This window comes from Erythrobacter sp. HL-111, from assembly GCF_900105095.1.
In the GTDB taxonomy this organism is placed as follows: Bacteria; Pseudomonadota; Alphaproteobacteria; order Sphingomonadales; family Sphingomonadaceae; genus Erythrobacter.
Window position 1 is genome coordinate 1971550 of sequence record NZ_LT629743.1, and the last position, 19091, is coordinate 1990640.

The 19091-nt window shown below is 67.7% G+C and carries 20 protein-coding genes; 6 read left to right on the forward strand and 14 right to left on the reverse strand.

The annotated features are described in order from the left end of the window. Positions 1–52: 52 nt before the first annotated feature. On the forward strand, positions 53–748 hold the full coding sequence (ctrA, locus tag BLU08_RS09285) for a response regulator transcription factor CtrA (RefSeq protein WP_090198648.1): 696 nt from the start codon (positions 53–55) through the stop codon (positions 746–748). A gap of 100 nt (positions 749–848) precedes the next feature. Here ctrA and BLU08_RS09290 read toward each other — a convergent pair whose 3' ends face one another. Beyond that, complete coding sequence (locus BLU08_RS09290; protein ID WP_090198653.1) at positions 849–2072, reverse strand: mechanosensitive ion channel family protein; 1224 nt, start codon at positions 2070–2072, stop codon at positions 849–851. Between the two features lie 119 nt (positions 2073–2191). Here BLU08_RS09290 and BLU08_RS09295 point away from each other — a divergent pair, with 119 nt between their 5' ends. Further along, positions 2192–2893 (forward strand): tRNA (guanosine(46)-N(7))-methyltransferase TrmB, encoded by a 702-nt coding sequence (locus BLU08_RS09295; RefSeq protein ID WP_090198655.1) that lies wholly within the window; start codon positions 2192–2194, stop codon positions 2891–2893. A 130-nt stretch (positions 2894–3023) separates the two neighbouring features. Then, positions 3024–3524: a ferritin-like domain-containing protein gene (locus BLU08_RS09300; protein WP_090198660.1), complete on the forward strand. Its 501-nt coding sequence runs from the start codon at positions 3024–3026 to the stop codon at positions 3522–3524. 63 nt (positions 3525–3587) lie between these two features. On the opposite strand, the gene BLU08_RS09305 is transcribed toward BLU08_RS09300, so the two are convergent. Beyond that, positions 3588–5861: an NADP-dependent malic enzyme gene (locus BLU08_RS09305; protein WP_090198663.1), complete on the reverse strand. Its 2274-nt coding sequence runs from the start codon at positions 5859–5861 to the stop codon at positions 3588–3590. A gap of 172 nt (positions 5862–6033) precedes the next feature. Between BLU08_RS09305 and mutS the strand changes: the two genes are divergently transcribed. Then, positions 6034–8748, forward strand: coding sequence for a DNA mismatch repair protein MutS (gene mutS, locus BLU08_RS09310; RefSeq protein WP_233995918.1), 2715 nt, complete (start codon positions 6034–6036; stop codon positions 8746–8748). A 25-nt stretch (positions 8749–8773) separates the two neighbouring features. After that, the gene (locus BLU08_RS09315; RefSeq protein ID WP_090198669.1) at positions 8774–9157 is read left to right on the forward strand and encodes a hypothetical protein; all 384 of its coding nucleotides are present in this window, start codon (positions 8774–8776) and stop codon (positions 9155–9157) included. Positions 9158–9174: 17 nt separating this feature from the next. Here BLU08_RS09315 and BLU08_RS09320 read toward each other — a convergent pair whose 3' ends face one another. The 5 genes from BLU08_RS09320 to gluQRS form a co-directional block, all read right to left on the reverse strand. Next, positions 9175–9528 (reverse strand): hypothetical protein, encoded by a 354-nt coding sequence (locus BLU08_RS09320; protein WP_090198672.1) that lies wholly within the window; start codon positions 9526–9528, stop codon positions 9175–9177. Positions 9529–9590: 62 nt separating this feature from the next. Beyond that, complete coding sequence (locus tag BLU08_RS09325; RefSeq protein ID WP_090198676.1) at positions 9591–10460, reverse strand: 3-hydroxyacyl-CoA dehydrogenase NAD-binding domain-containing protein; 870 nt, start codon at positions 10458–10460, stop codon at positions 9591–9593. 73 nt (positions 10461–10533) lie between these two features. Then, positions 10534–11109, reverse strand: a complete 576-nt coding sequence (locus BLU08_RS09330) for a cob(I)yrinic acid a,c-diamide adenosyltransferase (protein ID WP_090198679.1) — start codon at positions 11107–11109, stop codon at positions 10534–10536. A gap of 34 nt (positions 11110–11143) precedes the next feature. Further along, positions 11144–11374 carry a hypothetical protein gene (locus tag BLU08_RS09335; RefSeq protein WP_090198682.1) on the reverse strand — a complete coding sequence of 77 codons (231 nt, stop codon included), beginning with the start codon at positions 11372–11374 and terminating at the stop codon, positions 11144–11146. Positions 11375–11398: 24 nt separating this feature from the next. After that, the gene (gene gluQRS / locus BLU08_RS09340) at positions 11399–12217 is read right to left on the reverse strand and encodes a tRNA glutamyl-Q(34) synthetase GluQRS (RefSeq protein ID WP_233995919.1); all 819 of its coding nucleotides are present in this window, start codon (positions 12215–12217) and stop codon (positions 11399–11401) included. Positions 12218–12397: 180 nt separating this feature from the next. Between gluQRS and BLU08_RS09345 the strand changes: the two genes are divergently transcribed. Continuing rightward, positions 12398–13006, forward strand: a complete 609-nt coding sequence (locus BLU08_RS09345) for an HNH endonuclease (RefSeq protein ID WP_090198685.1) — start codon at positions 12398–12400, stop codon at positions 13004–13006. A 98-nt stretch (positions 13007–13104) separates the two neighbouring features. Here BLU08_RS09345 and kynU read toward each other — a convergent pair whose 3' ends face one another. From kynU to dksA, 7 genes are all read right to left on the reverse strand, one after another. After that, on the reverse strand, positions 13105–14334 hold the full coding sequence (kynU, locus tag BLU08_RS09350; protein WP_090201209.1) for a kynureninase: 1230 nt from the start codon (positions 14332–14334) through the stop codon (positions 13105–13107). Positions 14335–14336: 2 nt separating this feature from the next. Then, positions 14337–14963 (reverse strand): arylformamidase, encoded by a 627-nt coding sequence (kynB, locus tag BLU08_RS09355; RefSeq protein ID WP_090198688.1) that lies wholly within the window; start codon positions 14961–14963, stop codon positions 14337–14339. Continuing rightward, on the reverse strand, positions 14960–15751 hold the full coding sequence (locus tag BLU08_RS09360) for a tryptophan 2,3-dioxygenase (RefSeq protein ID WP_090198691.1): 792 nt from the start codon (positions 15749–15751) through the stop codon (positions 14960–14962). Before BLU08_RS09360 ends, kynB begins: the two co-directional genes overlap by 4 nt. Before the next feature lie 35 nt (positions 15752–15786). Beyond that, positions 15787–16215 carry a DUF4112 domain-containing protein gene (locus tag BLU08_RS09365; RefSeq protein ID WP_233995920.1) on the reverse strand — a complete coding sequence of 143 codons (429 nt, stop codon included), beginning with the start codon at positions 16213–16215 and terminating at the stop codon, positions 15787–15789. A gap of 5 nt (positions 16216–16220) precedes the next feature. Beyond that, positions 16221–17711, reverse strand: coding sequence for an ABC transporter substrate-binding protein (locus BLU08_RS09370; RefSeq protein ID WP_233995921.1), 1491 nt, complete (start codon positions 17709–17711; stop codon positions 16221–16223). Positions 17712–17796: 85 nt separating this feature from the next. Continuing rightward, positions 17797–18159 (reverse strand): PilZ domain-containing protein, encoded by a 363-nt coding sequence (locus BLU08_RS09375; RefSeq protein ID WP_090201216.1) that lies wholly within the window; start codon positions 18157–18159, stop codon positions 17797–17799. 220 nt (positions 18160–18379) lie between these two features. Further along, on the reverse strand, positions 18380–18838 hold the full coding sequence (dksA, locus tag BLU08_RS09380; RefSeq protein ID WP_090198694.1) for an RNA polymerase-binding protein DksA: 459 nt from the start codon (positions 18836–18838) through the stop codon (positions 18380–18382). Positions 18839–19091: the final 253 nt, after the last annotated feature.

The window sequence follows — 19091 nt, forward strand, 5'->3', positions numbered from 1 at the left end:
GAGGGGTTACCACGCACCGTCGTCCACCACATGGCGCAACAGGGGACCGAAAATGCGAGTGCTTCTGATCGAGGACGAGCCGACCACGGCGAAGGCGATCGAGCTCATGCTCACCACCGAGGGCTTCAACGTCTATTCGACCGACCTGGGCGAGGAAGGGCTCGATCTGGGCAAGCTGTATGATTACGATATCATCCTGCTCGACCTCAACCTGCCCGACATGCACGGTTACGACGTGCTCAAGAAGCTGCGCGTCGCCAAGGTCCAGACCCCGGTCCTGATCCTTTCGGGCATCGCGGAAATGGATTCCAAGATCCGCAGCTTCGGGTTCGGGGCCGACGATTACGTGACCAAGCCGTTCCACCGGGAGGAACTGGTCGCCCGCATCCACGCCGTGGTGCGCCGTTCCAAGGGCCACAGCCAGTCGATCATCCGCACCGGCAAGCTCGCGGTGAACCTCGATGCCAAGACGGTCGAGGTCGACGGCGCGCGCGTGCATCTCACGGGCAAGGAATATGCGATGCTGGAGCTGCTCTCCCTTCGCAAGGGCACGACGTTGACCAAGGAAATGTTCCTCAACCACCTTTACGGCGGCATGGACGAGCCCGAACTGAAGATCATCGACGTCTTCATCTGCAAGCTGCGCAAGAAGCTCTCCCACGCCTGCGGCGGGGAAAACTACATCGAGACGGTCTGGGGCCGCGGCTACGTGCTGCGCGACCCGAACGAAGAGGTCGAAGCGGCCTGACGGCGACCTTTCTTCTGGAAAATTCTTCTGGAAAATTGCGGACACCCGGGGCGCATCGCCCCGGGCTTTCCGCGTTCCGGGGCCCGGGGCGGCAATCGCCTTAAGGCTCACCCCCCTCCCGCAGCGCTTCGACAAGGTCGCGGCCCGAAGGTTCCTGGAAGACGCGCAGGCCGAATTCGGGAATGATGGCGAGGATGTGGTCGAAGATGTCGGACTGGATCGCCTCGTAGACCGGCCATTCGGTGCTCGCGGCAAAGCAGTAGAGTTCGAGCGGGACGCCCTGCGGCGTGGGGGCCAGCTGGCGGGCCATCAGGGTGAAGCCCCTGTCGCTCACCCGGGGATGGTCCTTCATGTAGGCGACCGCGTATGCGCGCAGGGTGCCGATATTGGTGATCCGGCGCGCGTTCACGAGGTCGTCGCCCTCCGCCAGGTTCCGCGCATTCCATTCCTCGATCTCGCGGCGCTTGGCCTCGAGATAGGGCTTGATCAGGCGGAAGCGCGAGAGGCGCTCGATCTCCTCGCCCGAAAGGAACCGGATCGTGTTCTGATCGAGATGGATCGCGCGCTTGATCCGCCGCCCGCCGCTGTCCGTCATCCCGCGCCAGTTGATGAAGGCGTCGGAAATCAGCCGGTGGGTCGGGATCGTGGTGATCGTCTTGTCGAAATTCTGCACCTTGACCGTGTGCAGCGCGATGTCGATCACGTCGCCATCGGCGTTCATGCTCGGCATCCGGATCCAGTCGCCCACCCGCAGCATGTCGTTGGTCGAAAGCTGGACGCTCGCGACGAGGCTGAGGATCGTGTCCTTGAACACCAGCAGCACCACGGCCGCCATCGCGCCGAGGCCCGACAGGAGGATCAGCGGGGATTCGCCGATCAGGACCGAGATGACGATCACCGCAGCCCCGCACAGGACGACGATCTTGAGCACCTGGAGATAGCCCTTGATCGGCCGGTTTTTCGCCATCGGCCGGCGTTCGTAGACCTCGTTGGCGTAGGACAGCGCCTTGACCATCGCCATCGCGATCGAGAGCACGATGAGGCCCTCGGCGACGTTGGTGATGACGATCGCGACCCCCTCGGGCAGGTTCGGCACGAATTCGATCCCGCGCGAGACGATCAGCAGCGGGACGACCGTCGCGAACAAGGCGGCCGCCTTGTCGGCGGTGTCGGTCTGCCGATCGAGGAACGGCGCGGCGGCGCGCAGGATCACCTTCTTCAGCAGGAAATTGACCGTCAGCGCGGCCAGCACGAGCAGCATGAGGCCGATCAGCGACTGCGCCCACAGCGTCTGTTCGTCGAAGGCCGTCACGAGATCGTTCATGCCGGGGCGATAGCGGCACAGCCCCGCCCTGCTCAAGCCCCGCGACAACCCGTCGCGAAAGGCTGGACAAGCGCCCCTCCCCCGCCCTAGCGCGCTGCCCCGATGACGAGAGAACGGCCATGACCGCTTTCAAAGAAGGCGACCCGACGACATTGAACCGGCTCTACGGCCGTTCGGTGGGCAAGCCGCTGCGCGCGCGCCAGCAGGGGCTGGTCGACCATCTCCTGCCGCAGATCGCCGTGCCGGAAGAAGGCCCGGTGACGGCGCAGCGCCTGTTCGGCGAGGACCGCCCGATGCATTTCGAGATCGGCTTCGGCGGGGGCGAACATCTAGCCTACCGCGCCGACCTGCTGCCCGATCACGGTTTCATCGGTGCCGAACCCTTTCTCAACGGGGTGGCGCAGGCGCTCACCCACGTCGAAGAGCAGCGCCTCGCCAATGTCCGCCTGCATCACGGCGACGCTCTCGAGGTGCTCGCCCGCGTGCCCGACGGGGCGCTGACGATGATCTATCTCCTTCACCCAGACCCGTGGCCCAAGGCACGCCACGCCAAGCGGCGCATGATGAACGACGGCCCGGTCGCGCTGTTCGCCGACAAGCTCAGGCCGGGCGGGGAATTGCGCTTCGGGACCGATCACGCGGTCTACCTGCGCCACGCGCTGATGGTGATGCAGCGGCACGGGGAGAGCTTCGAATGGGTCGTCGAAAGTCCCGCGAGCTGGCAGAACCGCCCCTCGGGCTGGTGCGAGACGCGCTACGAACAGAAGGCGCGCGAGAAGTTCGGCCACGAAGTCTGGTATTTCCGCTTTCGCAGGCGCTGACGGGCGTCCGTCGCGGACCGTTCCCGGCTCGGCGCAAACCCCGCTTCCGCGCCTTCCGCGTCCGGAACATTTGCCGTGGGCATCCGTCGATGTTGCAGACACGCAAACTCGAAGGAAGGAGACGAAGCCCATGAGCATCGCGACCCTCAAAGACCTCTACATCGACCAGCTTCAGGACATCTACAGTGCCGACCAGCAGTCGCTCGTAGCCACCAGGAAGATGCGCGACCGCGCCACGTCGGAATCGCTCAAGAACGCGCTGCAGGCGGGTACCGAAGGCATCCAGCGGGGCATCGAGCAGGTCGGCGGCATCATCAAGAAGCATGACGCCAATCCCACGGGCGAATTCTGCAAGGGCATGGAAGGCCTCGTCAAGGAGGCGCACGCCCGCGCGATCGACGCCGAGGACATCAAGGACGAAGACGTCCGCGATGCCTCGATCATCACCCAGTACCAGTACATGACCCATTACGGCATCGCGGGTTACGGCACGGCGGCGAGCTTCGCCCGCCGGCTCGGGCTGGAGGAGGATGCGAAGATCCTGCAGGAATGCCTCGACAACACCTATGGCGGCGACCGCACGATGACGGAAATCGCCACCGGAGAAGTCAACCGGGAAGCGATGGCCTGATCCATCGTCCCGCGCGAAACGGCAGGGGCCCGGCACGCCAGCCGGGCCCTTTTCGCGTGGAGATCAGCCCACCACGCCCGCGCTGGCGAGAACCGACAGCGTCAGCACATCGGGCGTCAGCGCGGTCATCGGGGCGATCTGGACCGGCTTTTCCATCCCGATCAGCATCGGCCCCACGGTCGTGTTCGCGCCCAGTTCGCGCAGCATCTTGGCCGAAAGGTTCGCCGATTGCAGGCCCGGCATGATGAGCACGTTGGCAGGCGCCGACAGGCGGCTGAAGGGATAGAGCTTCATCACTGTCGGATTGAGCGCGGCATCGGGCGCCATCTCGCCTTCGTATTCGAAGCCCGGATCCTCGCGGTCGAGGATCGCCACCGCCTCGCGGATATTGCCGAGCCACTGGCCCGACGGATTGCCGAAGGTCGAATAGGAAAGGAACGCGACCCGCGGTTCATGCCCCATCCGGCGAGCGACGGCGGCGGTCTCGCGCGCGATATGCGCGAGTTCCGCGGCCGTGGGCCGCTCGTTCATGGTCGTGTCGGCGAGGAAGGTCGTGTGGTTCTTGCCGATCATCATGTGGATGCCGAAAGGCAGCGCGCCGGGCTTGCGGTCGAGCACCATGTTGATTTCGCGCACGGTCTGCGCGAAGGTCCGCGTCAGTCCCGAAATCATCCCGTCCCCGTGCCCGAGCGCGACGAGCAGCGCGGCGAACACGTTGCGTTCCTGGTTGACCATCCGGCGCACGTCGCGCTCGGTATAGCCGCGCCGCTGGAGCCGCTTGTAGAGGTAATCGACCATGGCGGGCACGTGCTCGCTGTCGGCCGAGTTCTGGATCTCGAAACTGCCGGGGTCGGAGACCGAAAGCTGGTGCAGCTTGTCGAGCACCGCCTTGGTCCGCCCGACGAGGATCGGCTTGCCGTAGCCGAAATCGCGGAACTGGATCGCGGCGCGCAGCACGACCTCTTCCTCGGCCTCGGCGAAGACCATGCGCTTGGGGTTTTCCTTGGCCTCGTTGTAGACGCCGCTGAGCACCGCCGTCGTCGGGTTGAGCCGCGAGCGCAGCTTGATGCGATAGGCCTCGAAATCCTCGATCCGCGCCTGCGCCACCCCCGAATCCATCGCCGCCTTGGCGACCGCCGAGGAAACGACCTCGATCAGCCGCGGGTCGAAGGGCGCGGGGATGATGTAGTCGGTGCCGAACTTGTGGTTGCGGCCATAGGCGGCGGCGACCTCCTCGGGCACGCGTTCGCGCGCGAGCTTGGCGATGGCTTCGGCAGCGGCGACCTTCATTTCCTCGTTGATCGTCGTCGCCTGCACGTCGAGCGCACCGCGGAAAATGAAGGGGAAACCGAGCACGTTGTTGACCTGGTTGGGAAAATCGCTCCGCCCGGTGGCGATGATCGCATCGGGGCGCACCTCCTTGGCGTCGTCCGGCATGATCTCGGGCACGGGATTGGCCATGGCGAAGATGATCGGCTTGTCCGCCATCTTCTTCACCCATTCGGGCTTCAGTGCTCCGGCGGCGGAAAGGCCGAGGAAGATGTCCGCGCCGACCAGCGCCTCCTCGAGGTCCTTCGCATCGGTCGCGGTCGCGTGCGCGCTCTTCCACTGGTCGATGCCTTCGCGCTCGGGCGTGATCGGGCCGGAACGGTCGCACATGATGACGTTCCGGGGCGAAACGCCCATCGCCTTGATCAGGGCGGTGCAGGCGATCGCTGCCGCGCCCGCGCCGTTCACCACGACCTTGACGTCCTTGATGTCGCGGTTCGTCAGGTAGCACGCGTTGAGCAGGCCTGCCGCGGTGATGATCGCGGTGCCGTGCTGGTCGTCGTGCATCACGGGTATGTTCATGCGCTCGCGCAGGGCCGCCTCGATGATGAAGCATTCGGGCGCCTTGATGTCCTCGAGGTTGATGCCGCCGAAAGTCGGTTCCATCAGCGCGACCGCCTCGATGAACTTGTCGGGGTCTTCGGTGGCGAGCTCGATGTCGATCGAATCGACATCGGCGAAACGCTTGAACAGCACCGCCTTGCCTTCCATCACCGGCTTGGAGGCCAGCGCGCCCAGGTTGCCGAGCCCGAGGATCGCCGACCCGTTGGATATCACCGCGACGAGGTTCGCCTTGGCGGTGTAGCGCGCGGCGAGTTTCGGGTCCTGCGCGATCGCTTCGACCGGGGCAGCGACGCCGGGCGAATAGGCGAGGCTGAGATCGCGCTGCGAGGTCATAGGCTTGGTCGCGACCACCTCCAGCTTACCCGGCCGGATCGTCTCGTGGTAGAACAGCGCCTCGCGCGTGGTGAAGCCGCCCTTCGGCCCGCCCTCTTGTTGGTCAGCCATGCCCCTAGTCTCTCCGAATGCGCCTGAAAGTGAACGAGCCAGCCGCTTAGCCCGAGCGCGAGCCGAACGATAGGCCCTTCCGGGCCGCATCCGGAGGAACCGGGCGAGGCAACAGGGGAAAGCGCCGCGCCGCCTCGTTCCGAATCGCCTGCGCGGTGCTAGTCCGGCTGGCATGGCCGCAAGGAACGCCTCGAAAGCCGCCGGCAAGCCCACGCCGATGATGGAGCAATACCTCGCGCTCAAGGCCGAGGCGGGCGGTTCGCTATTGTTCTACCGCATGGGCGATTTCTTCGAACTGTTCTTCGAGGATGCGAGGACGGCCTCGCAGGTGCTCGATATCGCGCTGACGACGCGGGGGGAGCACACCGGCGAGCCGGTGCCGATGTGCGGCGTGCCGGTCCATTCGGCAGAAAGCTATCTCGCGCGGCTGATCAAGGCCGGGTGCAAGGTCGCGATCGCCGAACAGGTCGAAACCCCGGAGGAGGCGAAGGCGCGGGCGAAGCGCGACGGCACGCCTTCCTCGAAAGTGCTGGTGAAGCGCGACATCGTTCGCTTCGTCACGGCCGGCACGCTGACCGAGGAGGCGCTGCTCGAACCGCGGCGGGCGAACCTGCTGGTGGCGCTGGCGGAGGTGCGCGGGGTCGTCGGGATCGCCAGCGTCGATATCTCTACCGGGACCATGGTGCTGGAGGAATGCGCGCCGGAGATGCTCGGCGCGGAACTCGCGCGGCTCGGCCCGTCCGAGGTCATCATCCCCGAACCGGGTCCCAGCGAAGGCGGGGATTTCCCCGAAGGCAGCGTCGCTCATGACGAGATCCCGACCCTCGCGGGGACTCCGCTCGAGGATGCGACGCCGCACCCGCGCAGCGCCTTCACGAGCGAGGGCGGCGCGGCGGCGCTGCGGCGCATCCACGGCGTCTCGACGCTCGACGGTTTCGGCGATTTCAGCCGCGCCATGCTGGCGGCGGCGGGCGGGCTCGTGGCCTATCTCGACCATGCCGGGCGCGGGCGGTTGCCGCTGCTGCTGCCGCCGGTCGCGCGCACCGGGGGTGCAGGGCTGGCGATGGACGAGGCGACCCGGACCAGTCTCGAAATCCTTGCCAGCAGCACGGGCGGGCGGGCGGGAAGCCTGGTGGCCGCGCTCGACCGCTGTTCGACCGGGGCGGGTTCGCGCCTGCTGGCCGAGGACCTGTCCGCGCCGCTGCTCGACCGCGGCGCGATCGAGGCGCGCCTTGCTCTCGTCCAGTTCTGGCTCGACCGGCCGATCGAGCGGGCGGGCCTGCGCGAGGCGCTGCGCGCGCTGCCCGACATCGGCCGCGCGCTCGGGCGCATCGCGGCCGGGCGCGGGAGCCCGCGCGATCTCGGCCAGGTGCGCGACGGACTGGCACAAGCCGCGCGGCTGAACGACACGCTTTCGCAGGAACCGGACCGCCCCGCCCTGCTCGACCGGCTCCTGCCCGAGCTTGGCGGCCACGGCGCGCTGACCGACCTGCTGTCGCGCGCGCTCGTCGCCTCTCCGCCGACCGAGCGGGCCAACGGCGGCTACATCGCGCCCGGTTACGACGCCGCGCTCGACGAACTGCGCGAGGTCTCGCAGAACGCGCGCAAGGCGATCGCGGCGATGGAGGCGCGCTACCGCGAGGAGACGGGAACGCCTTCGCTCAAGATCCGGCACAACGGGGTGCTCGGCTATTTCATCGAAGTGCCCGCACGCCATGCCGACCGCTTCATGGCCGAGGGCAGCGGCTTCACCCATCGCCAGACCATGAAGGACGCGGTGCGATTCAATTCGCTCGCCCTGCACGAGGAAGCCTCGCGCATCTCCGAGGCAGGCGGGCGTGCGCTCGCCGCGGAGGACGCGCATTTCGAGGAACTGGTGGGCGAAGTCTGCGCGGCGCGGGAGGCGATCGCGCGCACCGCCGCGGCGCTCGCGCGGCTCGACGTCGCGGCCGGCAATGCCGAGCGCGCCGCGGAAGGGGACTGGTGCCGCCCGGACATCGAGGAGGAGCCGGTGCTCGCCATCCGGGGCGGGCGCCACCCGGTGGTCGAGACGGCGCTGGCAAAGGCGGGCGAGCGCTTCGTCGCCAATGACTGCGCGCTTTCGGCGGAGGACCGGATGTGGCTTATCGGCGGGCCGAACATGGGCGGCAAGTCGACCTTCCTGCGCCAGAACGCGCTGATCGTGGTGATGGCGCAGGCGGGCTGCTTCGTCCCCGCATCCTCGGCCCGGATCGGGCTGGTCGACCGGCTGTTCAGCCGGGTCGGCGCGTCCGACAACCTCGCGCGGGGCCGGTCCACCTTCATGGTCGAAATGGTCGAAACCGCCGCGATCCTCGCCCAGGCCGGGCCGCGCAGCTTCGTGATCCTCGACGAGGTCGGGCGCGGGACCTCGACCTATGACGGGCTGGCGCTCGCCTGGGCGGTGGTCGAGGCGGTGCATTCGCGGATCGGCTGCCGCTGCCTTTTCGCGACCCATTACCACGAGCTTTCCCGGCTGGCGGAAAGCTGCCCCGCGCTTTCGCTGCACCACGTGCGCGCGCGCGAATGGAAGGGCGATCTCGTCCTGCTCCACGAACTCGCCGAAGGGCCGGCCGATCGCAGCTACGGCCTTGCGGTCGCGAAACTCGCGGGCGTGCCGAAGGACGTGGTCGAGCGGGCGAGCCAGGTGCTCGAGAAGCTCGAGCAGGCGAGGACGGAGACGGGCGGCCTTGCCGCGGGGCTCGGCGAATTGCCGCTCTTCGCCGCGGCGAGCGCGCAGAGGCAACCGCCCCCGGCCGACGCGCTGGCCGAGCGGCTCTGCGGGCTCGACGTCGATGCGCTCTCTCCGCGCGAGGCGCTCGATCTGCTGTATGACCTGAAACGCGAAGCGGCGAACACCAAAGCTTAAGGATGGCATTCTAAGGCTTGGCGTCATGGCGCGCATCCTGTTCGACAATTCGCGGACCGCACTCGCCTTCGCCGCGGTGGTGATCGCGGGCGCCGGCTTCGTCGCGGCGAATTTCGAGGGGGTGGGCCGAACGGGTCCGGCCGAACCCGAATACGTGATCGAGGATCCCGAGCCCGGCCCCGATCCCGATGACACGAACGGGGGCGATGCCTACGCCCAGCCCGAACCGCCGGAGGGCTGGTACGACGCCCCGCTCGAGGACCTCGGCAACGCCGATCCGATCGACGACGCGGAAGGGTTCAATCCCAACCCGGTCATTTCGACCGATCCCGTGGGCGAGGACTACGTCATCCTCGAAGGCGACGGCTCGCCCTACGCCGAGACGAACGGATACCCCGAGGACGACTGAAGCGGACGGGCGGGAGCCTAGCGCTCCTTGCCGTCGTACTTGCCGGTGTTGTCGTCGTGGTTCGGCTCGCCGGCATAGGCGGAATGGTCGATCCGGCCCTTGTCCTCCATGTCGCGCATCTCGTCGATCAGGTCGCGTTCATGGCCCGCAACGTTATCGACGCCGGGCGAAGGAGCCTTGCGGCTTTCGGTGCCGCCGGGCGCCGCGCTTTCCTCGGCCTGCGCCTCGCGGGCGACTTCCTGCGCCTGCTGGCGGTGGTCGTCCTGCTCGTCGCTGTGCGTCTCGGGCGCGAGGCCCGACTGGCGCTCTTCCTGGCTGACATTGTCCTTGCGGTCGGTGTCCTTGCGGTCGGTGCCGTTGCGGTCGGTCATGCAAAATCTCCTTTGCAAAACCAACGGTCGGGCGGCGGCCGATGTTCCGTCGCCGCCCCCTCTCAGCGCGTGGGAACGGGCGCCCCGCCGGTGTAGTCGTAGAAGCCGCGCCCCGTCTTGCGCCCGAGCCAGCCGGCTTCGACATATTTCACCAGCAGCGGCGCCGGGCGATACTTGCTGTCGCGGGTGGTCTTGTAGAGCACCATGAGGATGTCGAGGCAGGTGTCGAGCCCGACGAAATCCGCAAGCTGGAGCGGCCCCATCGGGTGGTTGAGGCCGAGGCGGCAGCCCTTGTCGATATCCTCGATCCCCGCGGTCGACTGGCCGAGCACGAAGACCGCCTCGTTGATCATGGGCAGGAGGATGCGGTTGACGACGAAGCCCGGTTCGTCCTGGCTCAGCACGACTTCCTTGCCGAGCCCGCGGGCGAAGGCGATGACGGCGTCGGTCGTCTCCTGCGAGGTGGCGAGGCCGGGGATGACCTCGATCAGGCCCATGACCGGCACCGGATTGAAGAAATGCAGCCCGATGAACCGCTTGGGATCGGGCGAATGGTTCGCCATGCGCGTGATCGGGATCGAGCTCGTGTTGCTCGCCATGATCGCGCCCTGGCCGAGCACCCTGCTCGCGCCCTCGAAGATCGCCTGCTTGATCTCCTCCTTCTCGGTCGCGGCCTCGATGATCAGGTCGGCGGCTTCCATCGGGGCGTAATCGGGAACCGGCGTGATCCGGCCGAGCAGCGCTTCGGCCTCGTCCGCCTCGAGCTTGCCGCGCCCGACCAGGCGGGTCACCGCCTTTTCGATATTGGCCTTGCCCGCCTCGGCCCGGTCAAGGTCGACATCGGCGAGCATGACCTTCATTCCGTGCCAGGCGACGGTCTGGGCGATCCCGGTGCCCATCTGCCCGGCCCCGATGACGGCGACGTTCCGCATTTCGACTCCTTCGCAACTGCAGCATTCGAGCCCGCGCGTTAGCGGGAGCCGCGGGCAAAGGCCAGAAGTATAGCTAGCGGTTCGCGCCGGGGACCCATTTGACGTCCGAGGCGCCGTTGTCGTTGAGCACCCGGGCAAGGACGAAAAGCAGGTCCGACAGGCGATTGATATAGGCCGCGGCGGCCGGGTTCACCGGGCTTTCCGCAGCAAGCGCGGTGATCGCCCGCTCCGCCGCGCGGGTGGTTGCGCGGGCAATGTGGACGCGCGCCGCAGCCTCGCTCCCGCCGGGCAGGACGAAGCTGGTCAGCGGTTCGAGCTTCCCGTTCAGCGCATCGATCTCGCTCTCGATCCATTCGGCCTGGGACGCGGCGATCCGCAGCACCATTTCGGACGGCGCGAAATCTCCATCCTCGGCCGGCGTCGCGAGGTCCGCGCCGAGGTCGAACAGGTCGTTCTGCACGCGCGTCAGCAGGGCGCGGTGCGCCTGGTCGGCGATCGCGCAAAGGGCGAGGCCGATCGCGCTGTTCGCCTCGTCGACAAGGCCGATCGCCTCGATGCGGAAGGAATGCTTGGGAACGCGCGAACCGTCGACGAGCCCCGTCGTGCCGTCGTCGCCGGTGCGGGTGTAGATGCGGTTGAGCTTGACCATGGGGCCGGCACCTATGCGCTGGGCGGCGGCGCGTCTAGCGCGCGACCGCGATGATGATCGCGACCACGACGATCGCGAGCGCCTGGTACTTGATCCGCGCGAACATCGCCTTGTTCTGGGCAAGCTGCATGTCGGTCGCGGTTTCGCCCTCACCCGATTCGAGATCGATCTTGGTGGTCCTGAGGAAGGCCACCACTCCGCGGATCAGGGACACGAGGACCATGATGCACAGGAAGACGAGCGCCGCGATGAGAACATATTCCATGAGTGCACAATGGCCTCTTGTTGTTCAGGTTCCAAGCTGCAAATTCCGGAAGCGCAGTTGCCGGGCAAGCATCAATCCGTCCTCGCCCGCCTCCCGCCGGTCGGACAGGGCGGGCGAGCCGCGCCGCTTGGCGAGTTTGCGGCCCTCCCCGTCGAGCAGGAGGCGATGGTGGTGCCAGCGCGGGACGGGCAGGCCCAGCAGCGCCTGGAGCAGGCGGTGGACGTGGGTCGCCTCGAACAGGTCGGCCCCGCGCGTCACCAGCGTCACGCCGTCCGCCGCATCGTCGAGCGTCGCGGCGAGGTGGTAGCTCGCCGGCAGGTCCTTGCGGACGATCACGACATCGCCGCCCCTGCCCGGGTCCGCCACCTGTTCCCCGGCGAGTGCATCTATCCAGCGCAGTTCGCCGGTCGCCTCGAGCGCCCGCTCGATGTCGAGCCGCAGCGCCGCGGGCAGCGCGGGATCGGGCGGACGGCGTTTGCAGGTCCCGGGGTAGACCCAGCCTTCGGGGCCCTTGCGGCTCGCGGCGACCTCGATCTCGCGGCGCGTGCAGGTGCACGGATAGAGCAGGCCCCGCTCGCGCAGGCGCCCGGCAGCGGCGGCATAGCTGTCGAGCCGGGTCGACTGGGCCGGGACATCCTCCCATTCGAGCCCGAGCCATTCGAGATCGCGGCGGAATTCGTCGGCCATGTCGGGGCGCGAGCGCGGCCCGTCGATATCCTCGATCCGCAGCAGGAATCGGCCGCCCGCTTCGCGCGCGAGGTCATGCGCCACGATCGCGGCAAGGGCATGGCCGAGATGGAGCGGGCCATTGGGGCTCGGGGCGAAGCGGGTGACGATTTCCACAGGATGGCGTTCTGCCACAAACTGCGCCGGAACCCCATCATGCCGCGGCTCGGAGGCGATTTGCCCCCAGGCTATCCACAGCCTATCGACAGCTTGCCGCGGTGGATAAGCGCGGTGTCATGGCATTGACTCTTTTCCTTGCCACGGCATGGTCCGTTAAATCAGGGAGGAACGCCTAGCGTGTTTCACGCCGAACTGATCGAAAGGGCTGCTCGGTTCCGGAGCAGCGAAGAAGACCCGACGCGCAACCTGTCGGCATGTCCCGCGCTCGTGCTCAACGCGGACTACACGCCCCTGTCCTACTACCCTTTGAGCCTGTGGCCCTGGCAGACCGCGATCAAGGCGGTGTTCCTCGACCGGGTCGACATCGTCGCGAGCTATGACCGCGAGGTCCATTCGCCCAGCCTCGACATGAAGATCCCGAGCGTGATCGCGCTCAGGCAATACGTGAAGCAGAGCGAGTTCCCCGCCTTCACCCGTTTCAACGTCTTCCTGCGCGACCGCTTCCAGTGCCAGTATTGCGGCAGCGGGGATCACCTGACCTTCGACCACGTGATCCCGCGACGGCTGGGCGGGCGCACGACGTGGGAGAACATCATCACCGCCTGCGCGCCGTGCAACATGAAGAAGGGCGGGCGGACACCGCAACAGGCGGCGATGCCGGTGCGGATGAAGCCGATCCGGCCGACCAGCTGGCAATTGCAGCAGCATGGCAAGCTGTTCCCGCCCAACTACCTCCACGAAACCTGGCGCGACTGGCTCTACTGGGACATCGAACTGGAAGCGTGACCTTCTGCCGCCTCTCGCAGGAATTCCTGCAGGATTCGGGGAAGCACGCGGAGCCTTCGTGCCGCCGGCCCCGGACCGAATGAACCGGGTCGACCTGCTCAGGTCACGGCCGCGCGGCGATTGAACTCGGGACGCCGCCATTCCTCCCCCGCGATTACCTCGGCAAGGTGGCGGGCGGCCTCGGCGATCTCGGTAAAGGAGAGATAGGCGGGCGCGAAGCCGAGCCGCAGGATGTCGGGCGCGCGGAAATCCCCGATCACGCCGCGAGCGATCAGCGCCTGGCAGATCGGATAGGCCCGTTCGTGCCGGAAGGAGAGCTGGCTCCCGCGCACCGCGCTGTCGGCCGGGCTCGCGAGATCGAGCGCAAGGCCCCGTTCGGCAAGGCATTCGAGGAAGAACCCGGACAGCGCGCGCGACTTGGCGTGGAGCCGTTCGACGCCGATCTCCGCGATCAGGTCCACCCCCACTTCGAGCGCGGTCAGGCCGAGAACAGGCGAGGTCCCGCACAGCAATTGCTCCACGCCCGGGGCGGCCTCGTAATCGTCGGAAAAGGCGAAGGGCGTAGCGTGGCCGAACCAGCCGGTCAGCGGCTGGGCGAGATCGCCATGGTGCCGCTGCGCGACATAGGCGAAGGCGGGGGCGCCCGGGCCGCCGCACAGGTATTTGTAGCCGCAGCCGACCGCGAAATCGGCCCCGATGCGCGCGAGGTCGACCGGCACGGCGCCGGTCGAATGGGACAGGTCCCACAACACCAGCGTCCCCGCTGCGTGCGCCGCTTTCGTCAGCGCCGCCATGTCGTGCATCGCACCCGTCTTGTAATGGACGTGGGTCAGCATGAGGAGCGCCACGTCCCCGCCCAGAGCCGCGGCCAGTTCCTCGCGCGGGGCGAGCCGACGCTCCGCCAGCCCCTGCCGCTCAAGCCCCGCGACCATGTAGAGATCGGTCGGGAAATTGCCCGGTTCGGACAGGACCACCTTGCGCCCCGGTCGCATGTCGAGCGCGGCAGCGATCAGCTTGAACAGGTTCACGCTGGTCGAATCGCAGGCGATGACCTCTTCGGGGGCTGCCCCGATCAGGGGGGCGATCTTGCCGCCGATCCGCTGCGCCATCTCGAACCAGCCGGCCCCGGACCGGGTGCTGTTCCAGCTGCGGATGAGCCCCTCGCCCCATTCCTCCCGCAGCGTGCGCTCCATCGCGGGCGGTGTCGCGCGCGGCAGGGCGCCGAGCGAATTGCCGTCGAGATAGATCACGCCTTCGGGCAGGACGAAGCGTTCGCGGAAAGGCGCGAGCGGGTCGGCCGCATCGCGTTCGCGGGCGCGCCCGGCCAGGCTCATGCGAGGTCCCGCAGCACGGCGCGCACCGGCGAGGCATCGCCGCCCACGATCGGCAGCGGGAGGGCGATGAGCTCGTAGCGCCCCTCCTCGACGCCATCGAGCACCAGCCCTTCGAGTACGCGCAGGTCGTGCTTCAGCACCGTCTTGTGGGCGAGCATGTCCTTCGAATCCTGCGGGTCGATCGAAGGTCCGTCGATCCCGACCAGCCGGACCCCCTGCCCCGCCAGCCATTCGATCGTCCCGGGCGCGAGCGCCGTCGTCTCGCCCGCCCATTGCTCCTGCGGAAAACGCTCGAAAGTGCGAAACAGCACGCGTTCGGCACCCTGGAGAGGGGGTATGTCGCCCACTTCGATCAGCCGCCCGGCGCCGCGCGCATCCACCACGAGGCATTCCCCGACATAGGGATCGAGATCGACCCCGGCGATGTCGCTCGCGCCTTGCGCGTAATGCAGCGGCGCGTCGGCATGAGCGCCCGAATGGGTCGACAGGGTGAGCGCGGAGACATTGACCGGCGATCCATCCTCCATCCGCCACGTCCGCGCCTGGACGAAAGTCGTGTCACCGGGCCAGACCGGCAGGCCGGGATGGAGGCGCTGCGAAATGTCGCGGATGCGCCGGCTCATATCGCGGTCCTCACGCTCAGCAATTCGGGAAAGAAGGCCTGTTTCAGCACCCCTTCGAGATAGGGCACGCCCGGCGTCCCGCCGGTCCCGCGCTTGAAACCGATGATGCGCTCGACCGTCTTGAGGTGGCCGAACCGCCAGCGCTGGAAATGATATTCGAGATCGACCAGTTTCTCGGCCAGTTCGTAGAGGTCCCAATGCGCCTCCGGCTCGCGGTAGATCGCCGCCCAGGCCGCCTCCACGCTCGCATCGTGGCGCCACGGCGCCCCCACGTCGCGTTCGAGCACCTCCGGCGCGATCGCAAGGCCGCGCCGGGCGAGCAGGCGGACCGTGGCATCATAGAGGCTCGCCCGGCCGGTCTCGGCCTCCAGCCGCCCGGCCCACCCCTCGTTCCCGCGATGAAGCCGGACGTGCTTCGCATCGCGCCCGCCGAGCATGAACTCCATCATCCGGTACTGCGCCGACTGGAACCCGCTCGACGAGGCGAGGTGCGGGCGGATGCGCGAATAATCGTGCGGGGTCATCGTGCTGAGCACGTCCCAGCTCTGGATGAGCTGCTGCTGCGCGCGGGCGACGCGGGCGAGCATCTTGAAGGCGGGCCTGAGGTCGTCTGCCTCGATCCGCGCGCGGGCCTCGGCCAGTTCGTGCAGGCACAGCTTGAGCCACAATTCGCTCGCCTGGTGGACGATGATGAAGAGCATCTCGTCATGCGCGCCCGAGGCCGGATGCTGGGCGGCCAGGATCCGGTCGAGATCGAGATAGCTCGAATAGGTGACGTCGCGGCTCATGCCGTCGCCCTAGCGCAGGCGTGCGGGCGAGGAAACTAGCCCTCGATCACGCGGGTTTCGGGGAAATGCCGGTCGAGATGGCGGCGCAGGATCTTCAGGTTGCGGGTGTTCGAACGGAAGAAGAAATCGGCCGCGTCGCCCACCACCGGGACAAGCCCGAGCACGGCGTCGAACGCGACATTGGCGCCCATCCGGGTCAATTGCCACTTCGAAAGGCCCAGATTGCGCGCTTCCCAGACGATGTAGGCGCCGAGCAGCGTGGTGATCACGTCGCCCAGAACCGGCACGAGGCCGACCAGCCCGTCGAGGCCGATCGGGACCTTGACGCCGGGAATGCGAAGGCTCCGCTCGAGCAGGAATTCCATCGCTTCCACGCGCTGCCGGACCGAGGCGGGATCGGTCCCGGTCGGCAGGGTGATCGCCATGGGGCGGGCCTTCGTCGCGGCGTGCGGCTTGTTTTCCATACCCCTCATCTGGTGGGTTGGGTGAGTGGGAACAAGGGGTGGAGACCCCACTGGTTCGCCTCGTACGGCCCGACCGCGCCGCGCACGAGCGACCACCTCACCGGCGGGCCGAGCGGGATGAAGATTTCCGCGTCGACCAGGGCCGCGTGGGCTTCGACGAGAAGTCGGCGCCGCTCGGCCGGGTCGTCGAGGACCAGCGCCTGCCGGGCCAGTTCATCCGCTTCCGGTTCGCACAGGCCAAGGTCGAGCCGGCAGTTGAACTGATTGATGAACCAGCGCGGCGAGGAATAGCGCGCCAGCCGGTCCCTGAGCACGAGGTCCGCTTCTTCCCCGGGGTCGACCGGCTCGGTCCTCACCCCGATCGCCTGCCAGTCGCGGGCGATCTCGCGCAGCAGGATCGCGCTGCCGGGGCCGGGCGGCAATTCGACCCGGAGCACGGGTTCCTCGCCGGTTTCGGCGGACCAGGCGGCGATCCGCGCGGCCGCGATGAGCCGCCTCTGCTCGAACTGGAGATCGGGCCAGCGGCTGGACGGAAAGGGGGCCGGGGGGTCGAACAGGCCGGGCGGGGCGATCCATTCGGTCGGCTGCCACCCGCCGAGGCCGAACGGTTCGATCAGCGTCGCCCGGTCGATCGCCATCGAGAGCGCTTCGCGGCGCTCCGGTTCGGCGAGCAGGCCCGCGTCGGAAACCACCAGCAGGCCGAACAGGCCGAGCGCCGGATCGACCCGGATCGTCCCGCGCGAAAGCGGGCCGAGCTCGGCGAGGGGGAACGTCGCGAGCTTGCCGTTGAGCACGAGATCGACCTCGCCGGTCGAGAACGCATCCACCGCCGCCTCTGCCGGCATCGCGCGCAGGGTCAGCGGGCGGGCGTATTCCTCCCAGTTCTCGCGCGCGGGCAGGCCGCGGTCCTCGGGCGGCAGCGCGCTCAGCCGCACGAGCGCCTGTTCTTCCTCGTCGCGCGACATGATCATCGGCCCCGCCCCGCTTCCGGACCGCACAAGGCCGAGTTCGGGCTGGGCGAGGAGGCGGAGGAATTGCGGCATCGGGCTGGAGAGGCGCAGTTCGATCACGCGCCCCGTCATCGCCCGCACATCGGTGATCTTGGCAAGGTCGAGACCGAGCGAGGTGCCCTCGAGTTGCTCCAGCCGCGCGAGCAGGAGCCGCCGGACCCCGGCCGCGGTGATCGTATCGCCATCGGGCCAGGCGGAATCGCGCAGGCGGAAGATGTAGCTCATCCCGTCGTCGGTGACGATCCAGCGTTCGGCGATCGCGGGGATCACCTGCCCGGCCGGATCGAGCGCGACGAGCCCTTCGGCGGTGGCGGCCCGCAGGTGCTGGGCGGCCGGGGACAGGCGCACGCCCTCGGCGAAGAGCCCCTCGGCATCGCCGATGATGGCGACGTCGATCGGGCTGCCGTCGCGGGACGGGCCGCAGGACACAGCGAGGATCGCGACAAGCAGGCAGGCGAGGAATCGCATCTCCCTGGGTGTTAGCACCGTGTCCCCGCGCTTTCAGCGCCTGATTGGCCCGCGCTTCAAGCGCCTGATTGGGATGTCCGCGAGGAACCGCCTGAGCCGAAGGTCAGACCTTGCGAAAGGTCTTCGGATCGGGCGGCGGCGGGGCGCGGTAGACATGGAGCGGGCCTAGGTCGACGCCATTGGCGATCGGACGGCGCGCGCGCTGCGAATCGATCTCCTCGTCGAAGGCGACCCCGAATCGATCATCCTGCACCCAGGCGACGCTTCCGCGCACCGGGCCGATATTGCGCAGTTCGACCCGGACGCGGTCCCCCCGCCGGACGCGCAGGCTGCCTTCGCCCATCATGCCGCCGTCCGACAGGTTGCGGACCCTTACGCGGTGCGTTTCCTCGCCCTCCTCGATCCTGAGATCGGCAAGCAGGAACAGGCTGTCGCGAGCGACGCTGCGCGTGTCGACACCGGTCATGATCGGTCCGCCTCCTTCGGCCCGCAAGCGGGCATTCCTTTCGAATTCATTCGGATCGGTCCAGCCGGGTTTCGGCTGCGAACCTCGGGGCCGACCCAATTCGACCCGCGGGATCGTGAGTATGGCGACGCGGTAAACGCAAGCTTAACGTGCGGCTCCGGCAGCCCGTGCCCGGAGGCCCTGTGCCATAGTGGAACGCAAGCGTTCCGGACCGTGAAGGTCAGTCGTCGCGCGAGACCTTTTCGCGGCGTTCGTGGGCTTCCTGCGCCTCGACCGTCATGGTCGCGACCGGCCGCGCGATCAGGCGCTTGAGCCCGATCGGGTCGCCGGTCACCTCGCAATAGCCGTATTCGCCCTCGTCGAGGCGGCGCAGGGCGGCGTCGATCTTGGCGATGAGCTTGCGCTGGCGGTCCCGGGTGCGAAGCTCGATCCCCCAATCGGTCTCGCTCGACGCGCGATCGTTGAGATCGGCCTCGCGGATCGGTCCGTCCTGGAGCGATTGGAGCGTCTGGCCCGCGGCGTCGTGGATCGAGCGCTTCCATTCGATGAGCAGCATCCGGAAATAGGCCTGGTGCCGTTCGTTCATGTATTCTTCGTCTTCGCTCGGAACGTAATCAGGCTCCAGCATTCGCTTGGCCTTTTCCAGAATGTCGATGTCGTCCGACGTAGCCGATCCCATGAGATGCTCTTGCCCCGCAAGTTCCCGCGCCGCCGCCCTTGCGCGCCGACGCCGACAGCAATGCGGGCGCCTGCTTTCCGGACGGCCGAAGCCTCGCCGCGCCTATAGGGAAGCGCCAAGGGGGGCACAAGCCGAATTGCGAAGAAGAGCCTGCCGCGTCCTTCCCGAAGCCCGCAGCGGGGGAATACGGGGACTTGCGGGGAGGAAATCGACGCGGCGTTAACCTATTCTTGACCACGATCCATGACTTCTC